Below are 24,416 nucleotides of genomic sequence, written 5' to 3'. Positions count from 1 at the left end.
GGTCGCTGCCGTGCGGCGCCGGTCGCAGGAGAAGCACGCCATGAACCACTCCACCCGCACCACCGTCCCCACCTCGCCCGCCCAACTGCTGGCCGACACCAAACGCCCCCTTCACACCCCCGCCGGACTCGTCGGCGACACCCCCGTCCTGTGGATCGGCGAACCCTTCGCCGCCACCGGACGCGGCTTCTGGGCCAAGCTCGAAGGCCACAACCCCGGCGGCATCAAGGACCGCACCGCCCTGCACATGGTCCGCGCCGCACGTGAACGCGGGCAGCTGCTGCCGGGCGCGCGGATCGTCGAGTCCACCTCCGGCACCCTCGGTCTCGGCCTGGCCCTCGCCGGAGCCACCTACGGCCACCCGGTCACCGTCGTCACCGACCCCGGCATGGAACCCCTCATGACCGGCCTGCTCACCGCGTACGGCGCCGAGGTCGACCTCGTCGACACCCCGCACCCCACCGGTGGCTGGCAGCAGGCGCGCCGCCGGCGCGTCGAAGACCTCCTCGCCCGCCACCCGGACGCCTGGTGCCCCGACCAGTACCACAACCCCGACAACGTGGCCGCCTACGCCCCGCTCGCCCACGAACTCGTCGCCCAGCTCGGCCGGATCGACACCCTCGTCGTCTCCGTCGGCACCGGAGGCCACTCCGCCGGCATCGCCTCCGTCCTGCGCGGCTTCTTCCCCCACCTGCGGGTCGTCGGCGTGGACACCACCGGATCGACCATCTTCGGCCAGCCGGCCGCACCCCGCCTGATGCGCGGCCTGGGCAGCAGCATCTACCCCCGCAACGTCGCCTACGACCTGATCGACGAAGCGCACTGGGTCGCCGCCCCCGAAGCGGTGTGGGCCGCCAGGCGCCTGGCCCGCGACCACTACACCACAGGCGGCTGGAGCGTCGGCGCGGTCGCACTGGTGGCCCGCTGGCTGGCCCGCGTTCTGCCCGCCGAGAACCGGATCGTCGCCGTCTTCCCCGACGGCCCGCAACGCTACGTCGGCACCGTCTTCGACGACGCCTACTGCCGCGAACACCGCCTGCTCGGCCACCTGCCCGCCGACGACCCTGCCGAGATCGCTCACCCCGCCGACCGGGTCGTCACCCGCTGGACCCGCTGCACCCACATCACCGATCCCCTCGCCAACACCGGCGAGCAGGACGCCCCCGAGCGGATCCTCACGGGAGCCGTCCGGTGAAGACCTTGTGGCGGCAGACCCGCTCCTTCCCACCCGCCGTACGGCTGCTGATGGCCAACCAGTTCGCCATCAACCTCGCCTTCTACATGCTCATGCCCTACCTCGCCGCCCACCTCTCCGGCGGGCTCGGACTCGCCGCCTGGGCGGTCGGGCTTGTCCTGGGCGTGCGGAACTTTTCGCAGCAGGGCATGTTCCTCATCGGCGGCACCATCGCCGACCGCTACGGCTACAAGGCGCCGATCATGGCGGGCTGCCTGCTGCGCACCGTCGGCTTCGGCCTGCTCGGCTGGGTCGACAACCTCCCCGCCCTGATCGCCGTCTCTGCGGCCACCGGCTTCGCCGGCGCCCTGTTCAACCCAGCTGTCCGCGCCTATCTCGCCGCCGAGGCCGGCGAGCGGCGCGTGGACGCCTTCGCCACCTTCAACGTCTACTACCAGGCCGGCATGCTCGTCGGCCCGCTCTGCGGACTCGCCTTGCTGGCTGCCGACTTCCGCCTCGTCTGCACGGCCGCCGCCGCCATCTTCGCCGCACTCACCCTCATGCAGTGGCGCGCCCTGCCCGCACGTCACGGAGAAACCGCAGACAGCACGGCCGCACCGGACGGGGTCCTGACCCAGTGGCGCACGGTCGTGTCCAACCGGCCCTTCCTGCTCTTCGCCACCGCCATGATCGGCTCGTACGTCCTGACCTTCCAGGTGTATCTCGCCCTGCCGCTGGCCGCCACGCACACCCTTGGCTCAAAAGGCACTTGGGCAACGAGTGGGCTGTTCATGGTCTCGGCAACCGTCGCCGTGCTCGGGCAACTCCGGCTGACCGGCTGGGCGAAGCAACGCTGGAGTCCGGCGCAGGCGCTGGTCCGCGGACTGACCGCGATGGGCCTGGCCTTCCTGCCCCTAGCCCTTACCCCGCCCGGCACCGACGTTGCCGTCCTCACCGCCCTCGCGGCGGCGGTGATACTGCTCGCGGCCGGCAGCGCCCTGGTCTACCCCTTCGAGATGGACACCGTGGTCACACTCTCCGGCAACCACCTCGTCGCCACCCACTACGGCCTGTACAACACCGTCTCCGGCCTCGGCATCACCCTCGGCAACCTCGCCACCGGCGCACTCTGGGACGTCGCCGAACGCCACGACGCCCTGTGGCTGACCTGGTGCGCACTGACCGCCACCGGGCTCGCGTGCGCGGCATCCGTCGCCGCGCTCGCCCGCACCGGACGCCTGGCCGCACGAGAGGAACCACAACTCGCCCCCGCCTGACGCGACCGCGGGAGAGGCCGACCGGAGCGGTCGGCCTCCAGGCGTCAGTCGCCTTCGCGGTCTTGCGGCGCCGGACCGTCCTTGACCGCAACGTCACTGGCCCCCAGCAGCGGTACCCCGTGTCCCCACGGCGCTCGGCGATGCCGATTGCGCAAGGCGGGTCGGCGAGAGGGGGTACGAACGCACAGGGCGGGCCGACGTTTCGTCCTCGCGCCGAAGGCCCGCAAGCAGCCGCCTACTATGGCCTTGCGTACTGAATGGCGAAGAGGGAGTCGGGGCGATGCGACGGCTGGGGGATCTCGAAGCGGAGATCATGGATCGCCTCTGGACGTGGAACCGTCCGGCGACGGTGCGCGATGTCGTCGACGACATCAACAAGACCCGCCCCATCGCCTACACCACGGTGATGACCGTCACCAACATCCTGTACACCAAGGGCTGGCTGCTGCGCGGCAAGCAGGGCCGCGCCTGGCTGTACACGCCGGTGCGCAGCCGTGAGGCATACGCTGCCGCTCTCATGGAGGACGGGTTGGGCGAGAGCAAGGACCGCTCTGCCGCGCTCGTCCACTTCGTGGAGAACATGTCGGACGACGAGGTGGCCGCCCTGCGCAAGGCCCTGCGGAACGTGGGACGACAAGCCCAGGCCAATCCGTGAACGCGGCCCCGGCCCTGATCGGCTACACGGCAGCGGTGGGCTTCGTCGCCCCGCGCCTCATGCTGCGCGGGAGCTGGCCGCACCGGGCCCCGGCACTGGCGGCCGCGGTGTGGCACACGCTGGCCGTCTCGTTCGTGATCGGGGCCACGCTCACCGCGTACAACCTGGCCTTGCCGGCCGAGCACCTGCACGCCGACCTGGTGGGCCTGCTCCACGCCTGCGGCGTGGACGTGGGAACGGCCGAGCCCGACCCGAGCCTGGCGGAGCGGCTTGCCGTCGGCGTCCCCGCCACGATCGGGATGGCCCTTGGAGCCAGCTTCGCCTTCCATGTCGGACGGGCCCGCCGGGTGCGGACAAAGCACCGGAAAGCGGTGGACTTGGTGGGCCGCCACTCGGCCCGACTCAGCGCCACCGTACTGCCGTACGACACCCCCGCCGCCTACTGTCTGCCCGGCCGCGAACCCCGGATCGTGATCAGCGACGCGGCCGTACGCGAACTGACTCCTGAGCAACTCGCCGCCGTGCTGAAGCACGAGCAGGCCCACATCGCGGGCCGCCACCACTTGTTCCTGGCCGCCACGGAGGCATTCCACTCGGTGTTCCGGTGGCTGCCGCTGGCCCGCCATGCCCGGGAGCAGACGGCACTCCTGCTGGAAATGGTGGCGGACGACCGCGCGTTGCGCAGCCACTCCCACGAGGCGCTGGCCACAGCGATGTACGAGATGGCCGCGGCCCGCACCCCGAAGGGCGCGTTGGCGGCGGCCGGCCAGACCGTCATGATCCGTCTGCAGCGGGTCCTCGGCCCGCGCGAGGCCGCGCACCCCGCCCTGTGGGGTTCCGTGGCCGCGGTGATCGTGGCGGTGCCGCTGCTGCCTTTGCTGGCCGCCTGTCCGCCCGGTCTCGGCTGACGCCCGAGCTGACGCGTTCCTGGTGAGGCCGCTGTGACACCGACTCACTTGCGATGCGAACTACGAAGCTACTAAGTTCTAATACGCTTGGTGATGCCGGGGATGCTGGGGTGCGGGACCGGGTCGCGCCCCAGTTCTGGGTCCGTGGGGCAGTGCCGATGCCGACTCGTGTCGGCCCGACGACAAGAGCCTGTCGCTCGATTCACAGACGCACAGAGGAGTCTCTCCACGATGGGAACGCACCGCCGGCCGAAGCCGCCCAGCCGCGCCCGGATCGCCACCCTCGGCATGGCCGCCGGCGCCGTCAGCCTCCTGCCGACGCAGAGCCAGGCGGCCCCCAAGCCCACGGTGGACGAGGTACGCAAGCAGGTGGAGAAGCTCTACGAGGAAGCCACGGGCCCCACCGAGGAGTACAACGGCATCCGCGAACAGCAGAAGAAGCTTCAGCGCGAGGCCGACGCAGCGCAGGACCGCCTGGCCCGCAAGCAGCAGGAGATCAACGAACTGCGCGAGAGGATAGGCCCGTTGGCGGCCGCCCAGTACCGCAGCGGCGGCATCGACCCGAGCGTGCAGCTCTTCCTGTCCGGCGACCCCGACGACTACCTCGCCCAGGCCGAGATGCTCGACCGTACGAGCAACCGGCAGGCCGACGCCCTGAGAGCGATGCAGGCCAAACAGCGCGAACTCACCCAGGAGCGCCAGGCCGCCCAGAAGCGCCTGAAGGCCGTGGAGGAGACCCGCGCCAAGGCCGCCAGGATGAAGAACGAGGTCCAGGACAAGCTCACCGAGGCACGCAAACTGCTGAACAGCCTGACGGCCGCACAGCGCGTCAAGCTGGAGACCGACCAGGAGCGCGACGACGCCGCGGCAGGCGTCAGCGACTCCGCCGCCACCTACAACGGTCCGGCCAGCGGCCGCGCCAAGGCCGCCCTCGACTTCGCGTACGCGCAGCTCGGCAAGCCCTACGAGTGGGGCTCGACCGGCCCCGACTCGTTCGACTGCTCGGGGCTCACCGGCGCCTCCTGGCGCGCGGCGGGCGTCTCGCTGCCGCGCACGGTCAAGCAGCAGTACGACGCCGGCCGCAAGGTGGCCAAGTCGGACCTGCAGCCGGGCGACATCCTCTACTGGTACAACGACAACCAGCACAACGGCATGTACGTCGGCAACGGCAAGGCCATCCACGCGCCGCGTACCGGCAAGAACGTCGAGATCGTCCCGGTGGACTCCATGCCGTTCTTCGCGGCCAGCAGGCCTTGAGTGCCGACATCCGCGCCACGCAAAAGACTTCGCTGACCGCACGCCCGGTCGCCCGCACACTGCTGGGCTGCCTGGGAACCGCGATCCCCTCCGCGCTCCTCGCCGCCAGCGGAGGCGGAAATTCCGATCTGGCACAGCAGGCACACCGGAGTCACCGACGGCGCCGTCCCCCGTGCACGGCTGAGCTGTCAACAGCGGACACAAGCATGCGCTCACCCCATCCACGCGGGACCGCAGGTTCAGTTCCCGCCGATGGTCGTACGAGGCATACGTGGAAGCGTGCTTGTCCGGACTTGCCACGCGTTCAGTTCCGAGTTGCACGGAATGCGATCATCAAGGGATTATCAATCGCGTCCTGCCAGAACCCTGTTGCGAACGCGTCGATCCCGTCCTGACTGATCTCGATCGGAATCCATTCGATGGACAGTCCGGCAGCGGCGGCAGCACGCTCGTAGCATTTCTTGTCGAGCATGAAGGTTTCGAACGTGATGTCTCCGCCGGACGGGTGGAGTGTGCATGACCACTTCCGACCGCCCTCGACCGCTTCCAGGAACTTCAGCGACACTCCGTACTTTCGCGAGTCGAGCCCGTCGCGATACGAACTGTCCATTGTGACGCCGATGATGAATCCGTCGTCGGTCAGGTTCTCGGTGATGCGTTCAAACATGGTTCGCAGGTCATACTCGTTCGATGCGTAGTTGAACAGCCAGATCGCGATCGATATGTCGAAATTTCCCAATAACGGGAGCCGCAGAGCGTCATGCACCTGATACTCGATCCCGTACTGGTCCTGCTCCGCCATGCCGCGGGCCACGGAAATCATTTCGGTGGAGACGTCCACGCCGACTACCTGTCTGGCGCCGAGCCGCATGCACTCGCGTGCGTAGAATCCAGTGCCGCAGGGAATATCCAGCACATTTCGCGCACGCACATCCACGAGGAGGCGGCCCAGTGTGTGCCGCTCGCCGTACCGCACGATGGGAAGGAGCTTGACCGGTTCGTAGGACGCTCCGATCTGGTCGTACAGCGCACTCATCACGACTCCTCGATCACTTGACGGAAACTCCTTTTGCCCGCAGGGCTTAGCGGGGGCGAGGACAGCACGTCGAGCAACGCCGCCTCGCGTATGTCGATGCTGCGATGGAGGTCGGCCGTCTCGATCGTCAGGGGTTGGGCGATGCGGATGATTCCGCCCATGCCGCCAGGCCTCCTGCCAGACCCGGTCCCGAATGCGGCGGTGTGGCGGCCGACCGGCCGGCCATCCGGGCACAGCCGTCAGCAGCCTCAGCCGCCACTCCTTCGAACAAACACAGCACACCACGCATAGCCGGATGACGGTCCAGTGCCGTCACGAACTGCCATCCGACGTGCCGGGGTTGGCAAAGCACACGATCGCGTCGCTGTTGAGTAGGGCTCACCAAAACACCTCGGCGCCGTTCATAAAAGCTGACCGCCTCCCGCCGTCTGTTCGGATCGTGATCCCCGATATATCGAGGCAGGCCCCCCGCAGCATCGGATACGGCTTCCGTCACCCCGCAGGCGGCCTCAATCCGTCACGGTGTCTGCGGGACGGTCCTGCCCGAGTCTCCTTGTGACCTTCCTGGCAAGCAACAACGGCCCTACGGCACCAACGGTTCAATCGAAGGCCGGGTTTTTGAGCCCGAGCCGGCGCACGGGGTCAGGGAGTCTCGTGCGCCGGCAGCATGCCGTCGAGGTCCCCCGCGGGCAGAACCTTGGTCGAGTTGTGTTCGCGGACGATCCGCCAGCCGTCCGGCGTTCGGCGCCAGACCAGCGAGGTCGTGGTGCGCACATCCGTGGTGACGTCGGGCATGGTGATCCGCGCTACGAACGTCAGGGTGGACGCGGCCAGATCGTGGCCCGCGATGACGTGCGGGCCGTCATGGACGGCATGATGCGCGGAGACCATCCTGTGAAAGTTGGGCTCCCAGATCGAGCCGTACCCGGCGGCTGTCGTCGCCACCCGCTGCTCGGGGTCGAAGTCGTCGTAGAGGCGGACGTCCGGAGAGCTGAAGTCGTAGAACCCGTCGAAGGTGCGCCGGAAGTCGAACGGCGCGTCCCCCTCATCGCGCTCCCAGCCGAACACCCACCGGCTGTGCAGGTCCGTGATCAACTGTTCGTCGTTCATGACTCGACGCTAAGGCCGCGGGCGGGGTTCAGGGAGGGTCCGTCGCACCCACCCTCCGTGGGACAACCGCGGCAGCCGACAACACCTGCGCCCTGCGCGCCGAAAGGCAGGTACATCGAGCGGGATTCTCAGCAGCTTGTGCCGACGTGAGCGGGTATGTGCCAGCGGCGACTCGAACTGCTCCGACACGGGCTCAGGACTGCTGGGTCGTCAGGCCGCCGTTTACAGGGGCTTTCGTCCCTGAGAACAGTGAGAAGGTGCCGTAGTGGCCCGTGAAACCGTGACCAGTTATCGACGCCTGGTACTGCGACGGCACTTGGGCTGAGCTTCTTCGCTGAGGGGACTGCCGGGCTCGCCATTGCCGGCTACGACAAGGCTCACCTCCGACAGCGGCGTCAGCGGCCGGTCCACGAGTGGGCGACGTCCACCACCACGCGGTCGATGAGCGTCAGCACCCGAAAGGACAGCCGGGCGCGCACACCCAGCCCGATCTGCGTGTCCCCTTCGAAGCTTCCGCCGAAGCGGGCGTCCCGAAAGGTCCGGTAGCCGGTGAGGTCCACCCCGGGCAGGGGGCGACCCGGCCGCGGCGGACAGGTGGGGGCGGCGGTGTCCGGGTGGTAGGAGGGCGCCATGACCCGCACCTCGATGACGGCTCCGCCAGCCACGGGGATGACAAGAGCATCGAACTCCCCTCCACAGCGCGAAGTTCGCGAGAGAGCGACCTCTCCGTATGAGCTGCAGAACGGGATCGTGTGACGACAGGCTCGTGCGGCGCTTCCGGTTCAGGCTACGGATGGGTCTTGCTCCTTGCGCGTTCTGTGTGCGATCTTTGAGGCATTCCCGCCATGGAAACGTTTCCACGAGGAGGTGGAGCCGGTGGCCACGATCAAGGACGTCGCGGCACGGGCCGGGGTCTCGCTGGGTACCGCGTCCCGGGTACTCAGCGGCAGCAGCCAGACCTCGCCCGACTCCCGGTCCCGCGTCCTCGCCGCCGCGGCCGAGCTGGGCTACATCGCCAACGGACCCGCCCGTTCTCTGCGACGCTCCCGTACCGACGTGCTGGGGCTGCTCGTCTCAGACATCCGCAACCCGTTCTTCTCCGAACTCGCCCACGCCGCGGAGCAAGAAGCGCGTCACCACGGCTACACCGTGCTGCTGGCCAACGCGAACGAGGACGCTGAACAAGCTGACGCATACCTGCGGACCTTCGCCTCGCAACGCATCGACGGCCTGCTGTTCTCCCCGCAGGGCACGGTCTCGCCGCAGCTTGCGGCCACGCTGGCCTCCGGGCTGCCGCTCGTCTTCCTCAACCGTACGATCGAGGGTGTTGACGCCCCGCTGTACGGCACCGACAACGCGGAGGGCGTCGGGCATGTCCTGGCCTGGCTGCGGCAGCGCGGACACCGCGACGTGGCGTTCATCGGCGGCCCCGACACGATCTCCACCGGCGCTGAACGCCGCGCCGCCTACCTTGCCGGGCGTGAGAAGCACGGGATCAGCACCGACGACAGACTGCTCGACGCCGGTGACTTCCTGGCCAGCGGCGCGGCCGAGGCGATGTGCCGCGTCATCGACCGGGGCGTCCCCTTCACTGCCGTCTTCGGCGCGAACGGCCTGACCACCCTCGGGGCCGTCCGCGCGCTGCGCGAGCGGCTCGGTGCGGAGCAGGCCGCCCGCATCGAGGTCGTCTCCTTCGACGACCTCGACTGGTTCGAGTTCGCTTCACCGCCCATCAGCGCGGTCCGCAACGACGCGTCGTCGATCGGCCGCCTCGGCGTGCGCGGACTGGTCGACCTCCTCGCCGGCCGCGGCGCACCTGGGCAACGCATCGCCACTTCCTTCGTCGACCGGTCACGAAGGGGCGTCCAATGAGCACTCGCACAACCGTTGTGGGCAGCATCGACATGGACGAAGCCATCCGCCACGACCAACTGCCCGGCCCCGACGAGACCATCGGCGCACACTCCTCGATGTCGGCTCCGGGCGGTAAAGGTGCCCATCAGGCCGTCGCCGCAGTCCGCGCCGGTGCCTCAGTGCGTATGGCGGGTGCCATGGAGGCCGCGCCAGGCGCTGTCCTGCATGATTTCCTCGCTCGCGACGGCATCGGCATCGGCATTGCCGCCAGCGCGCGGCTGGAGGAGAACACATCCTCGGGGCGGGCTGTCGTCCCCATCGATGACGTGGCAGGAGCTGCATCGTGGTGGTGCCCAGCACCAACCACGCGATTCCCGGTGCTGATGTCGAACGCACCTGCTCGGAGCTGCGTCCAGGCGGCATCGTCGCCGACCGCGACCTGCTCGTCGTCAACGAGCACGACCACACGGCCGCCGCCGCGTTACCGGGCATCCCCGACCAGGATCTCCAGGCCCCGCCTTCCTGAACTCCCGGAACTCGGCACCGACGTCGTCCGCACGCTCGGCTCCGCCGGCACGGCCTACCACCTTTGTGGCGGCAAGTGTGGGCACGCACCCGCGAGCAAAGTCAGTGCCGTCGACACCACGACCGCAGGCGACACCCCACTGGTTACCCCGCAGCTCCGCACACTGCCCTTCGAACAGCGACTGCGCGTCGCCGCCGCCTCGCATGCCGTCACCCGGCCGGGCGCCCCACCATCCATCCCTCACCGGGCCGCACTTGAGCCCGCCCTCTTCGAAAAGACCAGCCGATGAAAATCGCCCTCGGAGCAGACCATGCCGGGTACCCGCTCAAAGACGCCGTGCGCCGGGCCATCGAGGATCTCGGCCACGAGATCATCGACTGCGGCACCCACAACTCCGACCCTGTCGACTTTCCCGACATCACCCGGGCCACCTGCGACCCGGTGCTCTCCGGTGCCGCAGATCGGGCCGTGCTCGTCTGCGGCACCGGTCAAGGCGCCATCATGGCCGCGAACAAACTGCCCGGCATCCGCTGCGGTCTGGCTCACGAGCCCTACTCCGCCCACCAAGCGGTCGAGCACGACGATGCCAACGCCATCGCCATGGGCGCCTGGCTCGTCCCGCACGCGCTCGTGCCGGACATCGTCCGCGAGTTCCTCGCCGCCACCTTCGACGACGACGAGGACACCCGCCGCAGAGTCACCAAGCTCAACGCGCTCGATTCCCTGACCCCGCCGCCGGCCTGACCCCGCCGGCGGGCGAGGTCCCGCCCGCGCCCCTTTCGTACGACGCCGTCGTGCGTCGCCTCGGCATACCTGGAACCACCGGAAAGAAGCCCCGGCCCTGCCGTGCCGACCAGGGGCTCCCGCATCACACACGTGATCCGGAGACCACTGCAAGGAGAATCCTCATGCCCACCAGCACCGTTGTCGGACGGCGAAGCGTGCTCGGCACGAAGGACCGCGTCAAGACAGCAGTCGCCGCAGCCGTCGGCACCAGCGTCGAGAACTACGACTTCATCGCTTACGGAACCGCGTCCGCGCTCTACTTCGGAGCCGTCTTCTTCCCCGAAAACGACCGGTTCGTCGGCACACTCCTGTCGTTCGCCACTCTCGCGGTCGGCTTCGTCATGCGCCCGCTCGGCGGCGCGATCGGCGGCTACTTCGCCGACAAGCTCGGCCGCAAGCCCGTCCTGGTCGCCGCCATGGTCGTCATGGGGGCCGCCACATTCCTCATCGGCGTGCTGCCGACCTACGAGCAGGCCGGTGTACTCGCGCCGATCCTGCTCGTAGCCATCCGCATGATCCAGGGCCTGGCGTTCGGCGCCGAATGGGGCGGGGCGATCACCATGGCCTACGAACATGCCCCGTGGCACCGCCGCGGTATGTTCGCCGCCATCCCTCAGTCGGGCAACCCCCTGGGCATCGCACTCGCCAGCGGCGTATTCGCCTGGAGCGCCACTCTCGACGGCGACTGGCAGTGGCGAACACCCTTCCTGCTCAGCGCCGTCCTCGTCATCGTCGCGCTGATTGTGCGCTCCCGGCTCTCCGAATCCCCTGAGTTCCAGGAAGCCCAGGCCAGTGGAAAGACCGAGAAGAACCCCCTCCTTGCGACCCTCCGCGACGACTGGCGGAGCATCCTGCGTGTGATCGCCCTGCGCGTCGTCGAATCCTTCGCCTACTACTCCACCGCGACCTACCTGCTCAACTACATCACCGAACGCAACCCCGATCTGCGCCCTGTCGCTCTCGGCGCCATCACGGCCGCCAGCATCCTGGCCATCGCGGTCACCTTCCTCGCCGGCGCGCTCACCGACCGCATCGGACGCCGCCCCCTCTACATCACGGGCTGCACGGCAGCGATCCTCTTCGCCTTCCCGATGTACCTGCTCACCAACACCGCCCATCCAGCACTGATCGTGGCCGTATTCATCATCGGAATCGGGCTCATCCACGCCTCGCTCACCGGGACACAGGGGGCCCTGCTCACCGAGCAGTTCCGCACCGCCACCCGCACCTCGGGAGCCTCGCTCGGCTATCAAGTCGCCGCAGCCATCGGCGGCTTCGCGCCTCTGCTCGCCGCAGCCCTGGTGGGCACTTTTGGCTGGCCCGGCGCCGCCCTGCTCTACCTCGGCGCCGCCGTGATCGGCCTCGTCGGAATTCTCGCCACCAAAGAAACCTATGGCCGCGACGAGCGAGGGCGAGTACTCGCCCTCGTCGCCGAGGAACGCCGCCCCTGACATCACATCGGGCAGCAAGGTGCGCTCTGCGCCCGATGACCGCCGCTCCGAGAGAATGCGGGTCTGTCAAACGACCGACTCCGTCCCGGCCACCCTCGCTCAACCTTCAGCCGGGCGCACCGTCCGCGTCAGCCTCGCAGCAGCGGACCGCGCCCCTGCTCTCCAGCTCACACCACGCCGTCAGGCAGCGGCGGGAAAGACAGGGAGCCGGTCCCACTGCGTAAGGCTGTTTCAGGCGAGGACGATGGGCTCGCCGCTCAGCGCCACACCTGCCTGGCGCAGCTCGCTGATCGCGGTGTTGGTGGTGTGGGCGGCGACGCCGGCGGTGTAGTCGAGCAGGACCTGTACCGTGAAGCCCGCTCGTACGCCGTCGAGCGCGGTGGCCTTCACGCAGTGGTCGGTGGCGATGCCGACGACGTCGAGCTCGCCGACGTCGCGGGCGCGCAGCCAGGCGGCCAGTGGTGTGCCGTCCTGGGTCGAGCCCTCGAATCCGCTCTTCGAGGCGGAGTGTGCCCCCTTGTAGAACACCTCGTGGACGGCTCCGGAGTTGACGGCGGGCGCGAAGTCCGGATGGAACTCGCTTCCCTCGGTGCCGACGACGCAATGCTCGGGGAAGGAGTTCTGGAAGTCTGGGTGCTCGGAGAAGTGGTCCCCCGGGTCGATGTGGTGGTCACGGGTAGCGACGATGTACGTGTAACTCCCGTCAGCGCGCCGAACCAGGTCGGCGATGGCGACGGCCCTGCCCGCGCCGCCCTTCACCGGAATGCTGCCGCCCTCGCAGAAGTCCTTCTGCACATCAACGACGATCAGTGCACGGCGCACGGCGAATCCTTTCCCTTGGGTGAACCCATTTGCCCGTATGGTCGCCCCCTTGGTCGGTGGGCAGGCGCAGCCCCGCCGGTCACTCACCCGATGGGGACGTACGTGGTAAGCGCGTCCGAAATGCCGCGCGGACCGCCCTCCTGCTCGCCGCCTCTCCCACCCGGCCCTTTCGCCTGCGCGATCCGGGGCCGCCGTGCGGTACCGCTCCTACGATCCGTCACCGGGCCGGTACGTCGGGAAAGCTTGGGAGGGCGTGGGGATGCGGGAGCTGGAGCGGATCACGGCTCGGCTGAGCGAACTGGACGAGCTCGCTGCGGAGTTGGCCAAGCAGTTGCAGGAGGTCCAGGCCGAGAGGGAGGAGCTCGTGATCGCCGAGCGGGTCCTGAACCGGCCGGGCGAGCAGGAACCGGGCCGTCAAGGAGGCCACCGCGACCGTCGCCCCGATGCCCGCCCAGGTGGCAGGGCGGGCGGTTCTGCTGATCCCTCACCGCGGCGAGACTCCTGCCACGGTGTCGCGGACGTCTTTGTCGAGGGCGCGGTAGAGCTCGAAGCCGCCCGACAGGACCTTGGGCCGACTGTAAGTTCGTGCGTACTCGTCGATCTCGGCGCCGGTGAACGGGGACCGGTCGGAGGTGCCACCGAACGCCGTGCCGCCGAACGAGACCTGGGGATAGAACAGTGCCAGGTACTCGCGGACATCATCATCCACGACCGCCTCGGGGACTCGTCGCTGGGAGTGAAAGGCGATGTGCCAACTCAGTGAGCGGTAGGTACGTGCATCGATCGCGGGCCCGGGCAGCGGCAGGTCGAGGTAGCCGAGGCGTGCGGTGTCGTCGCGGAATTGGCTGGCGTACTGGAATGCCACTGCGGCACCGAAATCGTGCCCGACGACACGGGCATCACGCACCCCGAGCCGATCGGCGATCAGCTTGTGCACATAACGTGCCAGCGTGGCTTTGTCGTAGCCGGTCGGTGAGCCGATGCTGTCGCCCAGTCCGGGAAGGTCGAGGCGTAGACGGTGTGGCGCTTGGCGAGTTCCGGCATGATCGGCCACCAGCCGTACCAGGTCTGTGGCCAACCGTGTATCAGCACGACCGGTGTGCCGCTGCCGCCCTTCACGTAGTGCATACGGACGCCGTCGACGTCGGCGAACCCCGCCCGGACGCAGTGTGTGCGCGGCCGAGTTCAGTACGGTCGCCCGGTCCAGGTCGAAGGGGGTGTGCAGGTAGTAGTGGGTGCAGATCAGGTCGGATCCGCTGGACCGGATAGACGTGTGCAAGTCGTGCCGCACGGTTGTGACGCGGTCGCCCAGGCCGTGTGAGCGGGCGAGGGCGGCGAGCCGCTCGACCGCCACGGCCGAGATATCGGCGGCTGTGACCTGCCACCCCCGGGCGGGCGAGCCACAGCGCGTCGCCGCCGTCACCGCATCCGAGGTCCGACGCGTCACCGGGCGGCAGGCCCGTCACCGTTTCGGTGGCGACCGCATCGGTGGTGCTCATCAAGACTCCTTGTGTCGGTGGGCGCTCAGTCTTGGCAGGCGCACCACGACCTGGCACGAGATCTTGCGGTAATGGCAAGATGGGTCTCATGGATCACCCGACGGACGACGACGTGCTCGACGCGGTGGGGCCACGGCTTCGTGCGCTCCGTCGTGACCGCGGCATCACCCTCGCCGACCTCGCGTCGACGACCGGCGTGTCGGAGAGCACCCTGTCCCGGCTGGAGAGCGGGCAGCGCCGGCCGAGCCTGGAACTGCTGCTGCCACTGGCCCGCATCTACGACGTTCCGCTGGACGACCTCGTCGGCGCCCCGCGCACCGGCGACCCCCGGATCCACCTCAAGCCGATCAGCCGGTTCGGCATGACCTTCGTGCCCCTGTCCCGGCGACCGGGCGGTGTGCACGCGTTCAAGATGATCATCCCCGCCCGGCCGGAACCTCTCGAACCGACCCCGCAGACCCACGAAGGCTTCGAATGGCTCTACGTGCTGGGCGGACGCCTGCGACTCGTGATCGGGGAGCGTGACCTGACGCTGCCGCCCGGTGAGGCAGCCGAGTTCGACACGTCCTCGCCCCACTGGCTGGGCAGCGCCGACGGCGGCGTGGTGGAGCTTCTCATCCTGTTCGGCCTGCAAGGGATGCGCGCGCACGTACGCACCGACCCCCATCGCTCGTCCCAAGCCGGGAGCCGACAGTGAACTCAGCGAGATGCTCACCGCGTTCCTGACTGGCCATGGCCAGCATGCTCTCCGGCACGGTGGGTACGGGCTCACGGGCTGGCACGACTGGCCCGCCATGGACGCGATCGCAACCACGCCTGGCCCGGCCAAGTCCTCCACATCGAGATCAACCCGGTCATTGCCCGGCGCGGCACCGAGCACGGCTCCGGCCTGATCACCGCTGGGTGGCGGGGGGCGCACGCTTGCGCCGCTGCACTGGTTCTGCCGCCACTGGAGTCACCGCCGTCCCGGCTACCGGTGCCGCCACGGTCCGGGCCAGGACTTCGGGGCCTGGACAAGCGGCACAGCAGACTCATCTCGCCTGGGGTACCGAAACGACCTGACCAGGCCGTGGTGGGGGGAACGCTGACCGCCCGCACCAGTCGCCCTGGATCTGCTCACCGGACCGCCGGCGAGCCGTACAGCCCGAACGCCCCGGCCCGGCCCGGCCAGGTCCGGCCCGGTCCGTCACTCCTCGCCGCGGACGTATGCGCTTCGGAAAAGGAGCAGGTCAACGGCATAGGGGTGGTGACAACCCCTGGGGTGGTCTGGGGGCAGCACCCCTGCGTATACGGTGCCTGGCAGGCTGCCCCGGCCAGACGACCATCCGCAGACTCGGCGGCATGACGTTTTCCACCAACGCATCCGCCCCGGCCCAGACACCCGCCACCCGTCCCCGTACGTCCGGCTCCGGCACCAGCACCGGCACCGGCACCGGCAGCGACTTCGCCAGGCTCTCCCAACGCATCTCCGCTGCAGGCCTGCTGGAACGACGCCCGGGTTACTACACGTTCCGTCTCGGTCTGGTGACCGCCCTGCTGGTGGCGGGCTGGGTGGCCTTCTTCGCTCTCGGCGACACCTGGTGGCAACTGGCGGTCGCCGCCTGCCTGGCCCTGATTTTCGGCCAGATCGCCCTGGCAGCACACGACCTGGCGCACCGTCAGGTCTTCCGGCGCCGTCGGCCGAGTGAGATCGGAGGCCGACTGTTCGGCAACCTCGGTATCGGCATGAGCTACGGCTGGTGGATGAACAAGCACACCCGCCACCACGCCAACCCCAACCACGAGGAACTGGACCCCGACGTCGCCCCGGACATCCTCGTGTGGTCCACCGCACAGGCCCGCTCCAGCCGCGGCCTGTCCCGCTTCCTCGGCGGTCACCAGGCGTTCCTGTTCTTCCCGCTGCTGACACTGGAGGGCTTCAACCTGCACGTCGCGAGCGTGCGGGCGCTGCGCTCGCCCTCCATGAAGAACCGACTGCTGGAGGGTGTCCTGCTCTTCCTGCACATCGCAGGCTTCCTGTCCGCCCTGTTCCTGGTGCTCTCCCCCGGCAAGGCGGTGGCGTTCCTCGCCGTGAACCAGTGCCTGTTCGGCGTCTACCTCGGCTGCACCTTCGCCCCGAACCACAAGGGCATGCCGACGCTCACCGGCGACGACCGCCCCGACTTCCTGCGGCGCCAAGTACTGACCTCCCGCAACGTGCGCGGCGGCAGGCTCACCGACATGATGCTTGGTGGGCTCAACTACCAGATCGAGCACCACCTGTTCCCGAGCATGCCCACTCCCCATCTGCGACGGGCCCAGATCATCGTCCGCGACTACTGCGCCGAGATCGGAGTGCCGTACCACGAGACCGGGCTGATCCAGTCCTATCGCGAGGCCCTGACCCACCTGCACCAGGTGGGGGAACCGATCAGGCACCAGCGCAGCGCGTCGTGACAGCGGCCCGGCGTGCCCCCGCACCGTGGGCGCGGCGGGCCCAGACCTACGCCTGCCACCAGGCTCAGCAGGATGGCGACCCGTCCTCCGTCAGCCGTACGAGCAGGTATGCCGGGGTGGATGGGAAGTCCACGGCGAGCTCCGAGCGGTGGGGATGCCAGGTCGCGGTGGCCGAGGGTGACGATGTGTGCAGGATGGTGGTGCGCACCGCCCGGCCCGCCAGGTGTTGCACCGGCAGTGTGCAGGAGGCGGCGCCGTCCCGGCGCCATACCGACATGTAGGTCACGCCGTCCGCCCTCAGCCCCAGCGCCAACCACGGGTCTGTCCAGTCCGACAGACCTAGGGGCCAGAAGGGAACGGCCCGCGGGAGATCGTGCCGCAGCCCCCTGTACGTGTCCAACGCCCGGCGTACCAGCGCCAGTTGGTCCGGCGTCATACGGTCCAGAAACCCGGAGAGATGGATCCGCCCCAGCAAGGCGTTACCCAGGGTGAATGCGCTCTCCTCGTCGGTGAAATCCGGCTGCGGATAAGCCCACACCGCTCCCTGCTCCGGGGGCACGACTGCGGGTGCGGCGGCCGCGATGGGCGCGTAGCGCAGGGGGTCCTGTTGGTCGCTGGTGGACTGCAGCTGTGTGACGGTGTGCGAGGCGCCTTCCATCCGCATGCCGCCGGACGCGCAGTTCTCGATCACGAGGCCCGGGTAGCGCTCGTGCAGGGACGACAGCCAGTCCAGCCAGGCCCGGCCGTGCCCGAGCAGGGGGCCGCCTGGGGAGACGGTGATGTTGTAGTCGAGTTTGAGGTAGCCGACGCCCCACTCGCCGACGATCCGGTCGACGACCGCGTCCAGATGAGCGCGGGCGGCCGGGTGGCGCAGATCCAGATGGTGGCGGCCGTTCTCGGCGACCCGTATGCCGTCCTGGTGCACGAAGGCTTCGTCGGGAAGCGATCGCGCGATGGGGCTGCGCACGCCCACCACCTCCGGTTCCAGCCACAGCCCGGGCACCATGGCCCGGCTGCGGATGTGGGCCAGGACCGCCGCGAGACCGCCGTCGGGGAAGCGCGACGTGGCGGGCAACCACTCGCCGACGCTGTCCCACCAGCCCTGCGCGTCGTCGTCGTACCAGCCCGCGTCGATGCAGAAGTACTCGGCGCCGACCGAGGCCGCCGCGTCGATGAGCGGCAGCAGCTTGTCGGTCGTGGGGTCACCCATCAGCGTGTTCATGAAGTCGTTGAAGACGACGGGCAGCGCGGTGTGGTCGGGGTGCGGACGGCGTGCGGCACGGCGGTACGCGGTGAGAGCGGACATCGCGTCGTCGAAGCCGGAGCCGAGTGCGAGGGCCGCGGGCTCCGACCTGAACTCCTCGCCGGATGCGAGGCGTTCACGCCACTGGTGCTCCACGTCGGTGGGCCCGCCGAGCGCGAGGTACGTACCGCCTTCGCACTCGCCGGCGTCCCAGCGCCAGGCAACCGTGGAGTCGATCTGCCACAGCCAGGTCCGGCCGTCGGTGCGGTCCGACAGCGCTCCCATGGCCAGATGCCCGTCGGTGGGCCAGCTGCCGCGGCTGCTCACCGCCAGACGGGCGGCGCTGTTGTGTGCGTGCATCTCCCGGCTGATGTCCGGCACATGGCGGCGCAGCGGCTCGGTGAACCAGCGGCATTCGGCCAGCCAGTCGTTGCGCGCGCGGTGCACGTCGAGTGCGTCGGGCGACGGAAGCCCGCCCAGCAGGAGGCTGGAGACGGACCGCAGGACCAGGGTCTTGGGGCCGTCGTTGCGCAACCGGACCTCGGAGCGCACGACGGGCACGCCGTCCGGGGAGGAGAGCACGAGCTCGGCGGTCAGGCCGCTCGCCGGGTCGTGGAGCTCGACCGTGAGCCGGTGCCAGTCGCCGTCGCGCTCGGTGCGGTGGCCGCGGTGGCGCAGTCGGCCGCCGAGGGCGGAGGGGAGGAAGCGCGGCCTGTTCCCGCCATAGCCCCGGCCGAGCACGGCGATATCGACGAGAGGAAGGGCGGCGTCCGGACCCCCGGACTGCTCGGGGTCGCCGGGCCGGGCCAGGCGGGTGATCCGGAGCGCCCCGTCGGCTCCGGCGGCGAAGCCGACGGTGAGTGCCGAGTGGCCCCAGGTGAGCGTGGTCTGCATGGCGTCCTTCCAGAGTGGGTGCAGGTGCGTCCGATCGGCGCCGACCGCTCGGGGGAGACCGCCCGGACCGGTGGCCGGGCCGTGGCGGGTCGGACAGGAGTCCGGGCGCGGGCTGTGGGATGCGTCGTACGGCTTGTCCGGCGAATGGCAGTGAGCGGTGTTCCTCAAGGCCGGTGTGAGGTCACGACCTTGATCCGCACGTCGTATCCGGCCGGGACGCGTCCGGTGACAGTTCGGTCCGCGGGGGTGGCCGTCGTCTCGGCGAAGACGAAACCGTCCCTCGTCTCGTAGGCGACCCGCGCCCTGTGCACGGGCCCGTCGCAGGGCAGCGTGATCCGGATCCAGCCGTCCGCCGAGTAGCGCGTCCCGTCACGGTCCCGGACCAGCCCGGCGGCCACGGCGGCGTCGCCGTCGGCGGTGATGCGGTGGTAGCCGTGGCGCAGATCCCGGCCGTTGCCCAGGTAGAGATACCGCAATCTCCCCGCGTTGGTGCAGACCACGCCGAAGGCGCCCGTGAAGTCGAGGTCGCGGTGCGGGGAGTGCGCCTCGGTACCGGCGGAGCTGAGGACGTACTCGGTGCGGCCGCGCAGTTCCCCGGGGCCGTCGCTGCGGACCCGCAAGCCCGTGAACGTGCCGCCCTCGGCGAGCCGGGTGATCTCCCGGACTGTTCCGGCGCCGTCCGTGGCCGGTTCGAAGACGGACACGAAGGGTGCGGTCGCGGCGTTGTTGCCCTGCTGGCGGACGATCAGCGTCGGCGTGGTCTGCGGCTTCTGGTTGACGGCGTTCGGAGTGACGTTGGTGTTGACCGTGGTACCGGGGCCGTCGACTCGGTACACCGTGCGTCCCTCCTGGCCCAGCATCCACATCCGCATGTCGATACGGGGGTTGCTGTCCGAGGCGTTGACGGTCCAGGTGGCGCGCAGATCGCCGTCGTGACCGGCGCTGACCGGGTTCGTGAAGTACTTGTAGCCGGCGTTGGCTGCGGTGCCCAGGTCACTCGCCGCGGTCAGGTCCAGTGCGGTGCCGTGAGCGTCCGCGAGTGTCAGGCCCTGACCGAGGTTGTGGTGGATGTAGTCGTTGTCGGCCTGGTCGGAACGGAAGACGTCGACGTAGTAGCCGGTGGTGTCCGAGGTTCGGATGATGGCGACCTGGCGCCGTTTCTCGTCCGCCGAGACGTCGGTGAACTGTGCGTACTGGGATATCTGCGTCGTGTTGACGAAGGCGTCCGCCGGAGGTGCCGGCTCCATCGCGTTCACGGTGATCGGACCGTAGGCGTAGCCGGGGACGATGGTGTTCGCGCCGGCCGGCCCCTTGCTGTAGACGTAGTCCGCGCTCGTGTACGACTCGTACGACTTGCAGTTCGGCGACAGCGCCCAGCCCTGGCCGTACAGCTGGATGGCGAGCCCGTTGGGGTTGAGGTGGTCGGTGCTGTTGTAGCCGCCGTACACGGTCGCCATGAGACCGGCCGCCACGTCGTTCCGGTTCTTCATCGTGATGTGGCGGTGGTGCGGGGAGTAGGCGGTGCGTACGTCAGTCGTCGAGTCGTCGGTGGTCGGCAGATCGACGCCGAAGATGATGTCCAGGGGGGAGGACAGGGTGTTCCGGTTGTACTGGCCGGCCGACATCGCATTGGAGAGCACCTCCGCGACCTGCGCCGCGTTCGTGGTGTCCCCGGTGGCGGTGTAGTAGGTCAGCAGCCGCTCGAATGCCGTGTACCCGGGCGACCCGCCGCGGCCGTCCCCGAAGACGACCATGTTGCCCCGCGCGTCGAGCCAGGGCCCCATCGCGAGGGACGCGCGACGGAGGACGTCGTTGCCCGCGATGGTGTCCGTGCCCTGTCGCCTGACCGGCGCCGCCAAGTCCAGCAGTGTGCCGACCGTCCCGAACGAGTACGCGGGAGACTCGTGCCACAGGCCGGTGACCTTGTCGTACTCCGTCAGGATGTCCGGCAGCGCCGTGTGGTACTGGGTCGTGGTGGTCGTGTAGAAGGCGAGGTAGTAGTCGCGCCCCTTGCCATCGGCGTACTGGTCGTCCGGGTCCAGGGCCATCATCGCCGGGACGATGCCGGCGAAGCCGTTGACGTTCCAGTTGCCGGTCGCGATGCCACGTACCAGACCGATGTCGATGAAACGCTTGAAGACCTCCGTCGACAGTTCCTTCAGGCCTTTGCCGATCTCCACGGCGTGCGGGTGGGGATGGGCGTCGAGGTAGTCGTACAGGAAGTCGTAGACGACTGCGGCCAACCCGCCCATGGGGTCGTGGATGACCTCGTAGTCGTAGTAGCCGCAAATACCGCCCGGCTCGTAACCACCCGGCCCGCCCAGGGACTTGGTCGGGTCCAGCATGGGCTTCATGTAGTACACGCCCATCAGCCACTGCCAGTAGATGTCGGAGGCGAAGGCGGCGTACTTCTCCTCGCCCGTCACCCAGTGCAGGAAGGCCGCGCGCTGTGCGAGACCGAGGATCTCCTCGTTGTTGAGGCGGATCATGTGGCCGGTCTCGGCGTACGGGACGGTCACGCCGTCCTGGTTGACCATCGAGCCGTCCTCGCTGTACTCGAGGCGCTGCTCCAGCGGTGGGTTCTTGTTGGAGTTCCAGCCGCGGGTCGCGTCGAATCGCACCGTCGGCACGGGCGCGTTGCCCTCGCCGTAGTCGAAGTTCTGCTTCTTGACGTAGACCTGGGTGTAGCGCTGCCCCTCCTTCCAGTACATCGACATCCGGGACAGGATCCACTCCGGGTCGCTCTGGTGCCGGTCGGCGAGCGGGCCGATGACCGCCTTGAGCCGCTCGACGGACGCCTTGGCCCAGTCACTGTTCGTGATCTTGTCGATCAGCGCCTCCTTCTCGGAGGCGTCCGTGTAGATCCACGGGTGGGTGAGATCGGTGGGGGCCGTCGCATCCGCGGTCGCCGCGTGGGCGGCACCGGTCAGCGGCGGCAGAGCGAGGGCGAGTCCGCCTCCTGCGGCGAGGAGCAGCAGTCTGCGGCGTGCGATGTTCTGCGGCACGCGATGTCCCTTCTTGTTCTCGGCCATTGCGGCTCGTGGCCGGGCACCGGCGCGAAGTTGCGGTACCGGCGGGAGGGTTCAGGTGATGGAGGCGGGAGGGTTCAGGTGATGGAGGCGGGAGGGTTCAGGTGATGGAGAGGGCGTCCGGGTCACTGGATGGGCGAACCACTCACCCGGCCTGCGGGCGCAGTTCGGCGAGAGCGGTGCCGTCGAGCGGCCGGCCTTGGCAGCGGCGCGGCCCTTCTGATGGATCTCCGTGGAAGAAGGAGCGGCGTCCGGTGCGTGCGGCGTGGAGGGTCATGTGGCGGAGCCACCTGTCCCTTCGCGCCGTGCGCCGTGCGGCGAGCGGCGAGCGGCGAGCGGCGAGCGGCGAGCGGCGAGCCGGACGCCGCGGAGATCCATCAGAAGGGCGCTAGCCCTTGACGCTGGTGCCGCGCGACTTCAGGTCCTTGACCGTCCACTCCTGCATGTGCGCCAGCAGGTCCGTCACCTTCTCCTCCTTGCTGACCACCTTGGCCCACTGGTTCTGCAGCTCCGTGAACATCGCAGCCGAGTTGGGACCCCAGATCCAGTCGGTGGTGACGGTGCCAAGGCTGTCGGTCACGACCCTCTTGGCCGGCTCGAAGTTGTCCCCGAGCAGCTTCTGGGAGATCGTCCCGTCGACGTAGGAGTCGCTGTCGGCCAGCGCAGGCATGACGCCATTGCCGGTGGTCGGGCTCGCCATGATCTTGACCGCGTCGGTGTTCGTCGACATCCACAGCGCCGCCTGAGCGGCCTGCTCCTGGTACTTGCACTGCTTGGTCACCAGGGTCAGACCGCCGGTCAGATTGGTGCCCGCGGGTGTCTTCGCAGCCTCGCCCTCGAACGTCGGCCACGGCGAGAGCGCCCACTTACCGAAGGACTCGGTGAAGTTCTGCACCATGCCGGCCGTCTGCCAGGTGGAGATCTGCCGGGTCACCGTGCCGGCGTTGTCGTAGTTGCGCTGGACGCCCGCGTAGTCGGCGAAGGACAGCTTGGAGTTGAGGTCGTTGTCGATGATCTCCTGAATCACCTTCGCGGCCTTCAAGGTCCCCCGGTCCTGAAAGTCCACTTTCCAGGAGTCGCCGTCGATGGAGTACCAGTGCGCGCCGGCCTGCATGGCCAGCAACTGCAGGGTGCTGGGGTCCTCGCCGGCATAGTTGGTGATCTTGATGCCGTCCTTCTTCAGCACCTTGCCCGCAGCGATGAAGTCGTCCCAGGTCTCGGGCGCCTTCAGGCCGTACTTCTGGAAGATGTCGGTGCGGTAGATCGTGAACTGGGGTGCCGAGCTGGTCGGGACGCCGTACACCTTGTCCTGCACCTGCGCGGTGGCCCACGATCCGGCGTTGAACTTGTCCTTGCTGGACTCGACGTACTTCGTGATGTCGGCGAGGGCGTCCTGGGACACCCAGTTGGTCACATACTCGGCGGTGTTCTGCAACAGGCAGGGAGCGTTCCTTGCCTTGACGGCGTTGGCCAGTTGCTTCTGCATGGTCAGCTGGTCGGTGACCTTGGTGTACTTCAGCTTGACGTCCTTGTGGCTCGCGTTGAACGCCTTGACGACGGCTTCCTGGCCGTTCGCCCAGCCCCAGAAGTCGAGGGTGACCGGGCCGGCGGACTTGCTGTCGTCGGAGCCGGGACCGCCGCAGGCGGAGAGCAGACCTGCCAGTGCGAGGCCCACGACTGCGACGAACCTTCTCCAGGGGCTTGTGGGGTTCATCGTGCGGTCATCCTTAGAAACTTAGACGATCACGGAAGAGGGAGAGCGACTCGGTGGGGCGCGACAGCGAGCGCGGCAGCCGTCGACTCGTGTCTCGAAGCTCATGCGGAAGCTGTAGAAAACGGTTGCTGTGCAACGTAGGTGTCGGACTCTGCTGCATGCAAGAGGCCTACGGCACTTTGTTGGCCGGCCATTCGCCACGTTGCGTGCCGTTGCCGCCCTGCCTGTTCGCCATGCCGATGCGGGGATGCAGGTCAAAGGCACAACGGCCCGATCCTCAGTGCCGCGCGAGCGGTGCGCGATCGGAAGGCGTTCTCGAAAGCGCTTACGTAACAGAAGCCGTGAGGCGTGGCGACCGCCGGGAAGGTGGCTGTATGAATGCCGTAAGAGGACATGGGTGCCCAGCACCAGGCGCTCGCCGTCCGCGCTTCTGCGCCGGCCCGGTCCGCCTTCGCCCCGGTCGGCGACGGTCCGCAGCAGGACAGGGCCCATCTCCTCGTACGGCACGTGCGTGGTGGTCAGTTGTGCGGCGGCCGGCGGACAGCAGGTGGCCGGCCATCGCGCAGGCTCCGCTCTCGTTGGCGTAGTCGAGCGTCCTTTCCGGCGAGCGGAAGTTCGGACGTCCTGCCGGGACTGCGGCGTCCGCACGTGTGCTTCGACCGTTCGGCGATGGTGCTGTCGCTGTGGGAAGCAAGGTGCCGTCGACGATCAGGATCATGCCCTTGCGGACGGCATCCCCGCCCTC

21 protein-coding genes and 3 pseudogenes are annotated in these 24,416 nt (G+C 68.7%); 11 read left to right on the top strand and 13 right to left on the bottom strand.

The genetic code is table 11. The annotated features are described in order from the left end of the window. The first annotated feature begins 40 nt into the window (after positions 1–40). The 5 genes from E0500_RS23295 to E0500_RS23275 all read left to right on the top strand — a co-directional run bounded on the left by E0500_RS23295 (position 41) and on the right by E0500_RS23275 (position 5,271). Positions 41–1,195 (top strand): PLP-dependent cysteine synthase family protein, encoded by a 1,155-nt coding sequence (locus E0500_RS23295; protein ID WP_131559231.1) that lies wholly within the window; start codon positions 41–43, stop codon positions 1,193–1,195. After that, positions 1,192–2,451, top strand: coding sequence for an MFS transporter (locus E0500_RS23290; protein WP_131559233.1), 1,260 nt, complete (start codon positions 1,192–1,194; stop codon positions 2,449–2,451). Before E0500_RS23295 ends, E0500_RS23290 begins: the two co-directional genes overlap by 4 nt. Before the next feature lie 280 nt (positions 2,452–2,731). Further along, positions 2,732–3,106 (top strand): BlaI/MecI/CopY family transcriptional regulator, encoded by a 375-nt coding sequence (locus tag E0500_RS23285; RefSeq protein WP_131559235.1) that lies wholly within the window; start codon positions 2,732–2,734, stop codon positions 3,104–3,106. Then, on the top strand, positions 3,103–4,014 hold the full coding sequence (locus E0500_RS23280; RefSeq protein ID WP_131559236.1) for a M56 family metallopeptidase: 912 nt from the start codon (positions 3,103–3,105) through the stop codon (positions 4,012–4,014). The genes E0500_RS23285 and E0500_RS23280 overlap by 4 nt, the downstream gene beginning before the upstream one ends. Positions 4,015–4,245: 231 nt before the next feature. Next, a complete protein-coding gene (locus E0500_RS23275; RefSeq protein WP_131559238.1) occupies positions 4,246–5,271 on the top strand; it encodes a C40 family peptidase in 1,026 nt (341 codons plus the stop codon). A 304-nt stretch (positions 5,272–5,575) separates the two neighbouring features. On the opposite strand, the gene E0500_RS23270 is transcribed toward E0500_RS23275, so the two are convergent. The 5 genes and pseudogenes from E0500_RS23270 to E0500_RS23250 all read right to left on the bottom strand — a co-directional run. Continuing rightward, complete coding sequence (locus tag E0500_RS23270; protein WP_131559240.1) at positions 5,576–6,307, bottom strand: class I SAM-dependent methyltransferase; 732 nt, start codon at positions 6,305–6,307, stop codon at positions 5,576–5,578. Continuing rightward, positions 6,307–6,468: a hypothetical protein gene (locus E0500_RS23265; RefSeq protein WP_165934856.1), complete on the bottom strand. Its 162-nt coding sequence runs from the start codon at positions 6,466–6,468 to the stop codon at positions 6,307–6,309. Before E0500_RS23265 ends, E0500_RS23270 begins: the two co-directional genes overlap by 1 nt. Next, positions 6,435–6,596, bottom strand: a complete 162-nt coding sequence (locus E0500_RS23260; RefSeq protein ID WP_258573454.1) for a thiamine pyrophosphate-binding protein — start codon at positions 6,594–6,596, stop codon at positions 6,435–6,437. Before E0500_RS23260 ends, E0500_RS23265 begins: the two co-directional genes overlap by 34 nt. Positions 6,597–6,949: 353 nt before the next feature. Further along, positions 6,950–7,417, bottom strand: coding sequence for a nuclear transport factor 2 family protein (locus E0500_RS23255; RefSeq protein ID WP_131559242.1), 468 nt, complete (start codon positions 7,415–7,417; stop codon positions 6,950–6,952). 395 nt (positions 7,418–7,812) lie between these two features. Beyond that, positions 7,813–8,088: pseudogene (locus tag E0500_RS23250) on the bottom strand (hypothetical protein); the annotation flags it as partial. A 205-nt stretch (positions 8,089–8,293) separates the two neighbouring features. Between E0500_RS23250 and E0500_RS23245 the strand changes: the two are divergent. The 4 genes from E0500_RS23245 to E0500_RS23230 all read left to right on the top strand — a co-directional run bounded on the left by E0500_RS23245 (position 8,294) and on the right by E0500_RS23230 (position 12,034). Beyond that, entirely contained in the window at positions 8,294–9,289 is a 996-nt protein-coding gene (locus E0500_RS23245) for a LacI family DNA-binding transcriptional regulator (protein WP_165934857.1), read from the top strand. A 325-nt stretch (positions 9,290–9,614) separates the two neighbouring features. Beyond that, entirely contained in the window at positions 9,615–9,797 is a 183-nt protein-coding gene (locus E0500_RS23240; protein WP_131559246.1) for a hypothetical protein, read from the top strand. Between the two features lie 285 nt (positions 9,798–10,082). Then, positions 10,083–10,541: an RpiB/LacA/LacB family sugar-phosphate isomerase gene (locus tag E0500_RS23235; RefSeq protein ID WP_131559247.1), complete on the top strand. Its 459-nt coding sequence runs from the start codon at positions 10,083–10,085 to the stop codon at positions 10,539–10,541. A gap of 164 nt (positions 10,542–10,705) precedes the next feature. Then, positions 10,706–12,034, top strand: a complete 1,329-nt coding sequence (locus E0500_RS23230; protein WP_131559249.1) for an MFS transporter — start codon at positions 10,706–10,708, stop codon at positions 12,032–12,034. A gap of 231 nt (positions 12,035–12,265) precedes the next feature. Here the strand turns inward: E0500_RS23230 and E0500_RS23225 are convergent, their stop codons facing one another. From E0500_RS23225 to E0500_RS23210, 4 genes and pseudogenes are all read right to left on the bottom strand, one after another. Beyond that, complete coding sequence (locus E0500_RS23225) at positions 12,266–12,856, bottom strand: isochorismatase family protein (RefSeq protein ID WP_131559251.1); 591 nt, start codon at positions 12,854–12,856, stop codon at positions 12,266–12,268. A 217-nt stretch (positions 12,857–13,073) separates the two neighbouring features. After that, positions 13,074–13,274, bottom strand: a complete 201-nt coding sequence (locus E0500_RS45025) for a hypothetical protein (protein ID WP_165934858.1) — start codon at positions 13,272–13,274, stop codon at positions 13,074–13,076. Between the two features lie 66 nt (positions 13,275–13,340). Next, positions 13,341–13,900, bottom strand: a pseudogene (locus E0500_RS23215) (alpha/beta fold hydrolase). A 109-nt stretch (positions 13,901–14,009) separates the two neighbouring features. Further along, positions 14,010–14,355: pseudogene (locus E0500_RS23210) on the bottom strand (class I SAM-dependent methyltransferase); the annotation flags it as partial. A gap of 88 nt (positions 14,356–14,443) precedes the next feature. Between E0500_RS23210 and E0500_RS23205 the strand changes: the two are divergent. Next, positions 14,444–15,052, top strand: coding sequence for a helix-turn-helix domain-containing protein (locus tag E0500_RS23205; RefSeq protein WP_131559253.1), 609 nt, complete (start codon positions 14,444–14,446; stop codon positions 15,050–15,052). Between the two features lie 644 nt (positions 15,053–15,696). Then, a complete protein-coding gene (locus E0500_RS23200; RefSeq protein ID WP_131559255.1) occupies positions 15,697–16,791 on the top strand; it encodes a fatty acid desaturase in 1,095 nt (364 codons plus the stop codon). A 64-nt stretch (positions 16,792–16,855) separates the two neighbouring features. On the opposite strand, the gene E0500_RS23195 is transcribed toward E0500_RS23200, so the two are convergent. The 4 genes from E0500_RS23195 to E0500_RS23185 all read right to left on the bottom strand — a co-directional run bounded on the left by E0500_RS23195 (position 16,856) and on the right by E0500_RS23185 (position 23,671). Beyond that, positions 16,856–18,928, bottom strand: coding sequence for an alpha-galactosidase (locus E0500_RS23195; RefSeq protein ID WP_131559257.1), 2,073 nt, complete (start codon positions 18,926–18,928; stop codon positions 16,856–16,858). 164 nt (positions 18,929–19,092) lie between these two features. Continuing rightward, entirely contained in the window at positions 19,093–21,933 is a 2,841-nt protein-coding gene (locus tag E0500_RS23190; RefSeq protein WP_131559259.1) for a hypothetical protein, read from the bottom strand. Between the two features lie 169 nt (positions 21,934–22,102). Then, the gene (locus E0500_RS44065; protein ID WP_258572903.1) at positions 22,103–22,234 is read right to left on the bottom strand and encodes a hypothetical protein; all 132 of its coding nucleotides are present in this window, start codon (positions 22,232–22,234) and stop codon (positions 22,103–22,105) included. 111 nt (positions 22,235–22,345) lie between these two features. Then, positions 22,346–23,671 carry an ABC transporter substrate-binding protein gene (locus tag E0500_RS23185; RefSeq protein WP_131559261.1) on the bottom strand — a complete coding sequence of 442 codons (1,326 nt, stop codon included), beginning with the start codon at positions 23,669–23,671 and terminating at the stop codon, positions 22,346–22,348. Between the last annotated feature and the right edge of the window lie 745 nt (positions 23,672–24,416).

Source organism: Streptomyces sp. KM273126, assembly GCF_004337435.2.
In the GTDB taxonomy this organism is placed as follows: Bacteria; Actinomycetota; Actinomycetes; order Streptomycetales; family Streptomycetaceae; genus Streptomyces; species Streptomyces acidicola.
Note: the sequence above shows the minus strand (reverse complement) of the source record. Positions and strands in the feature narration are given on the sequence as shown.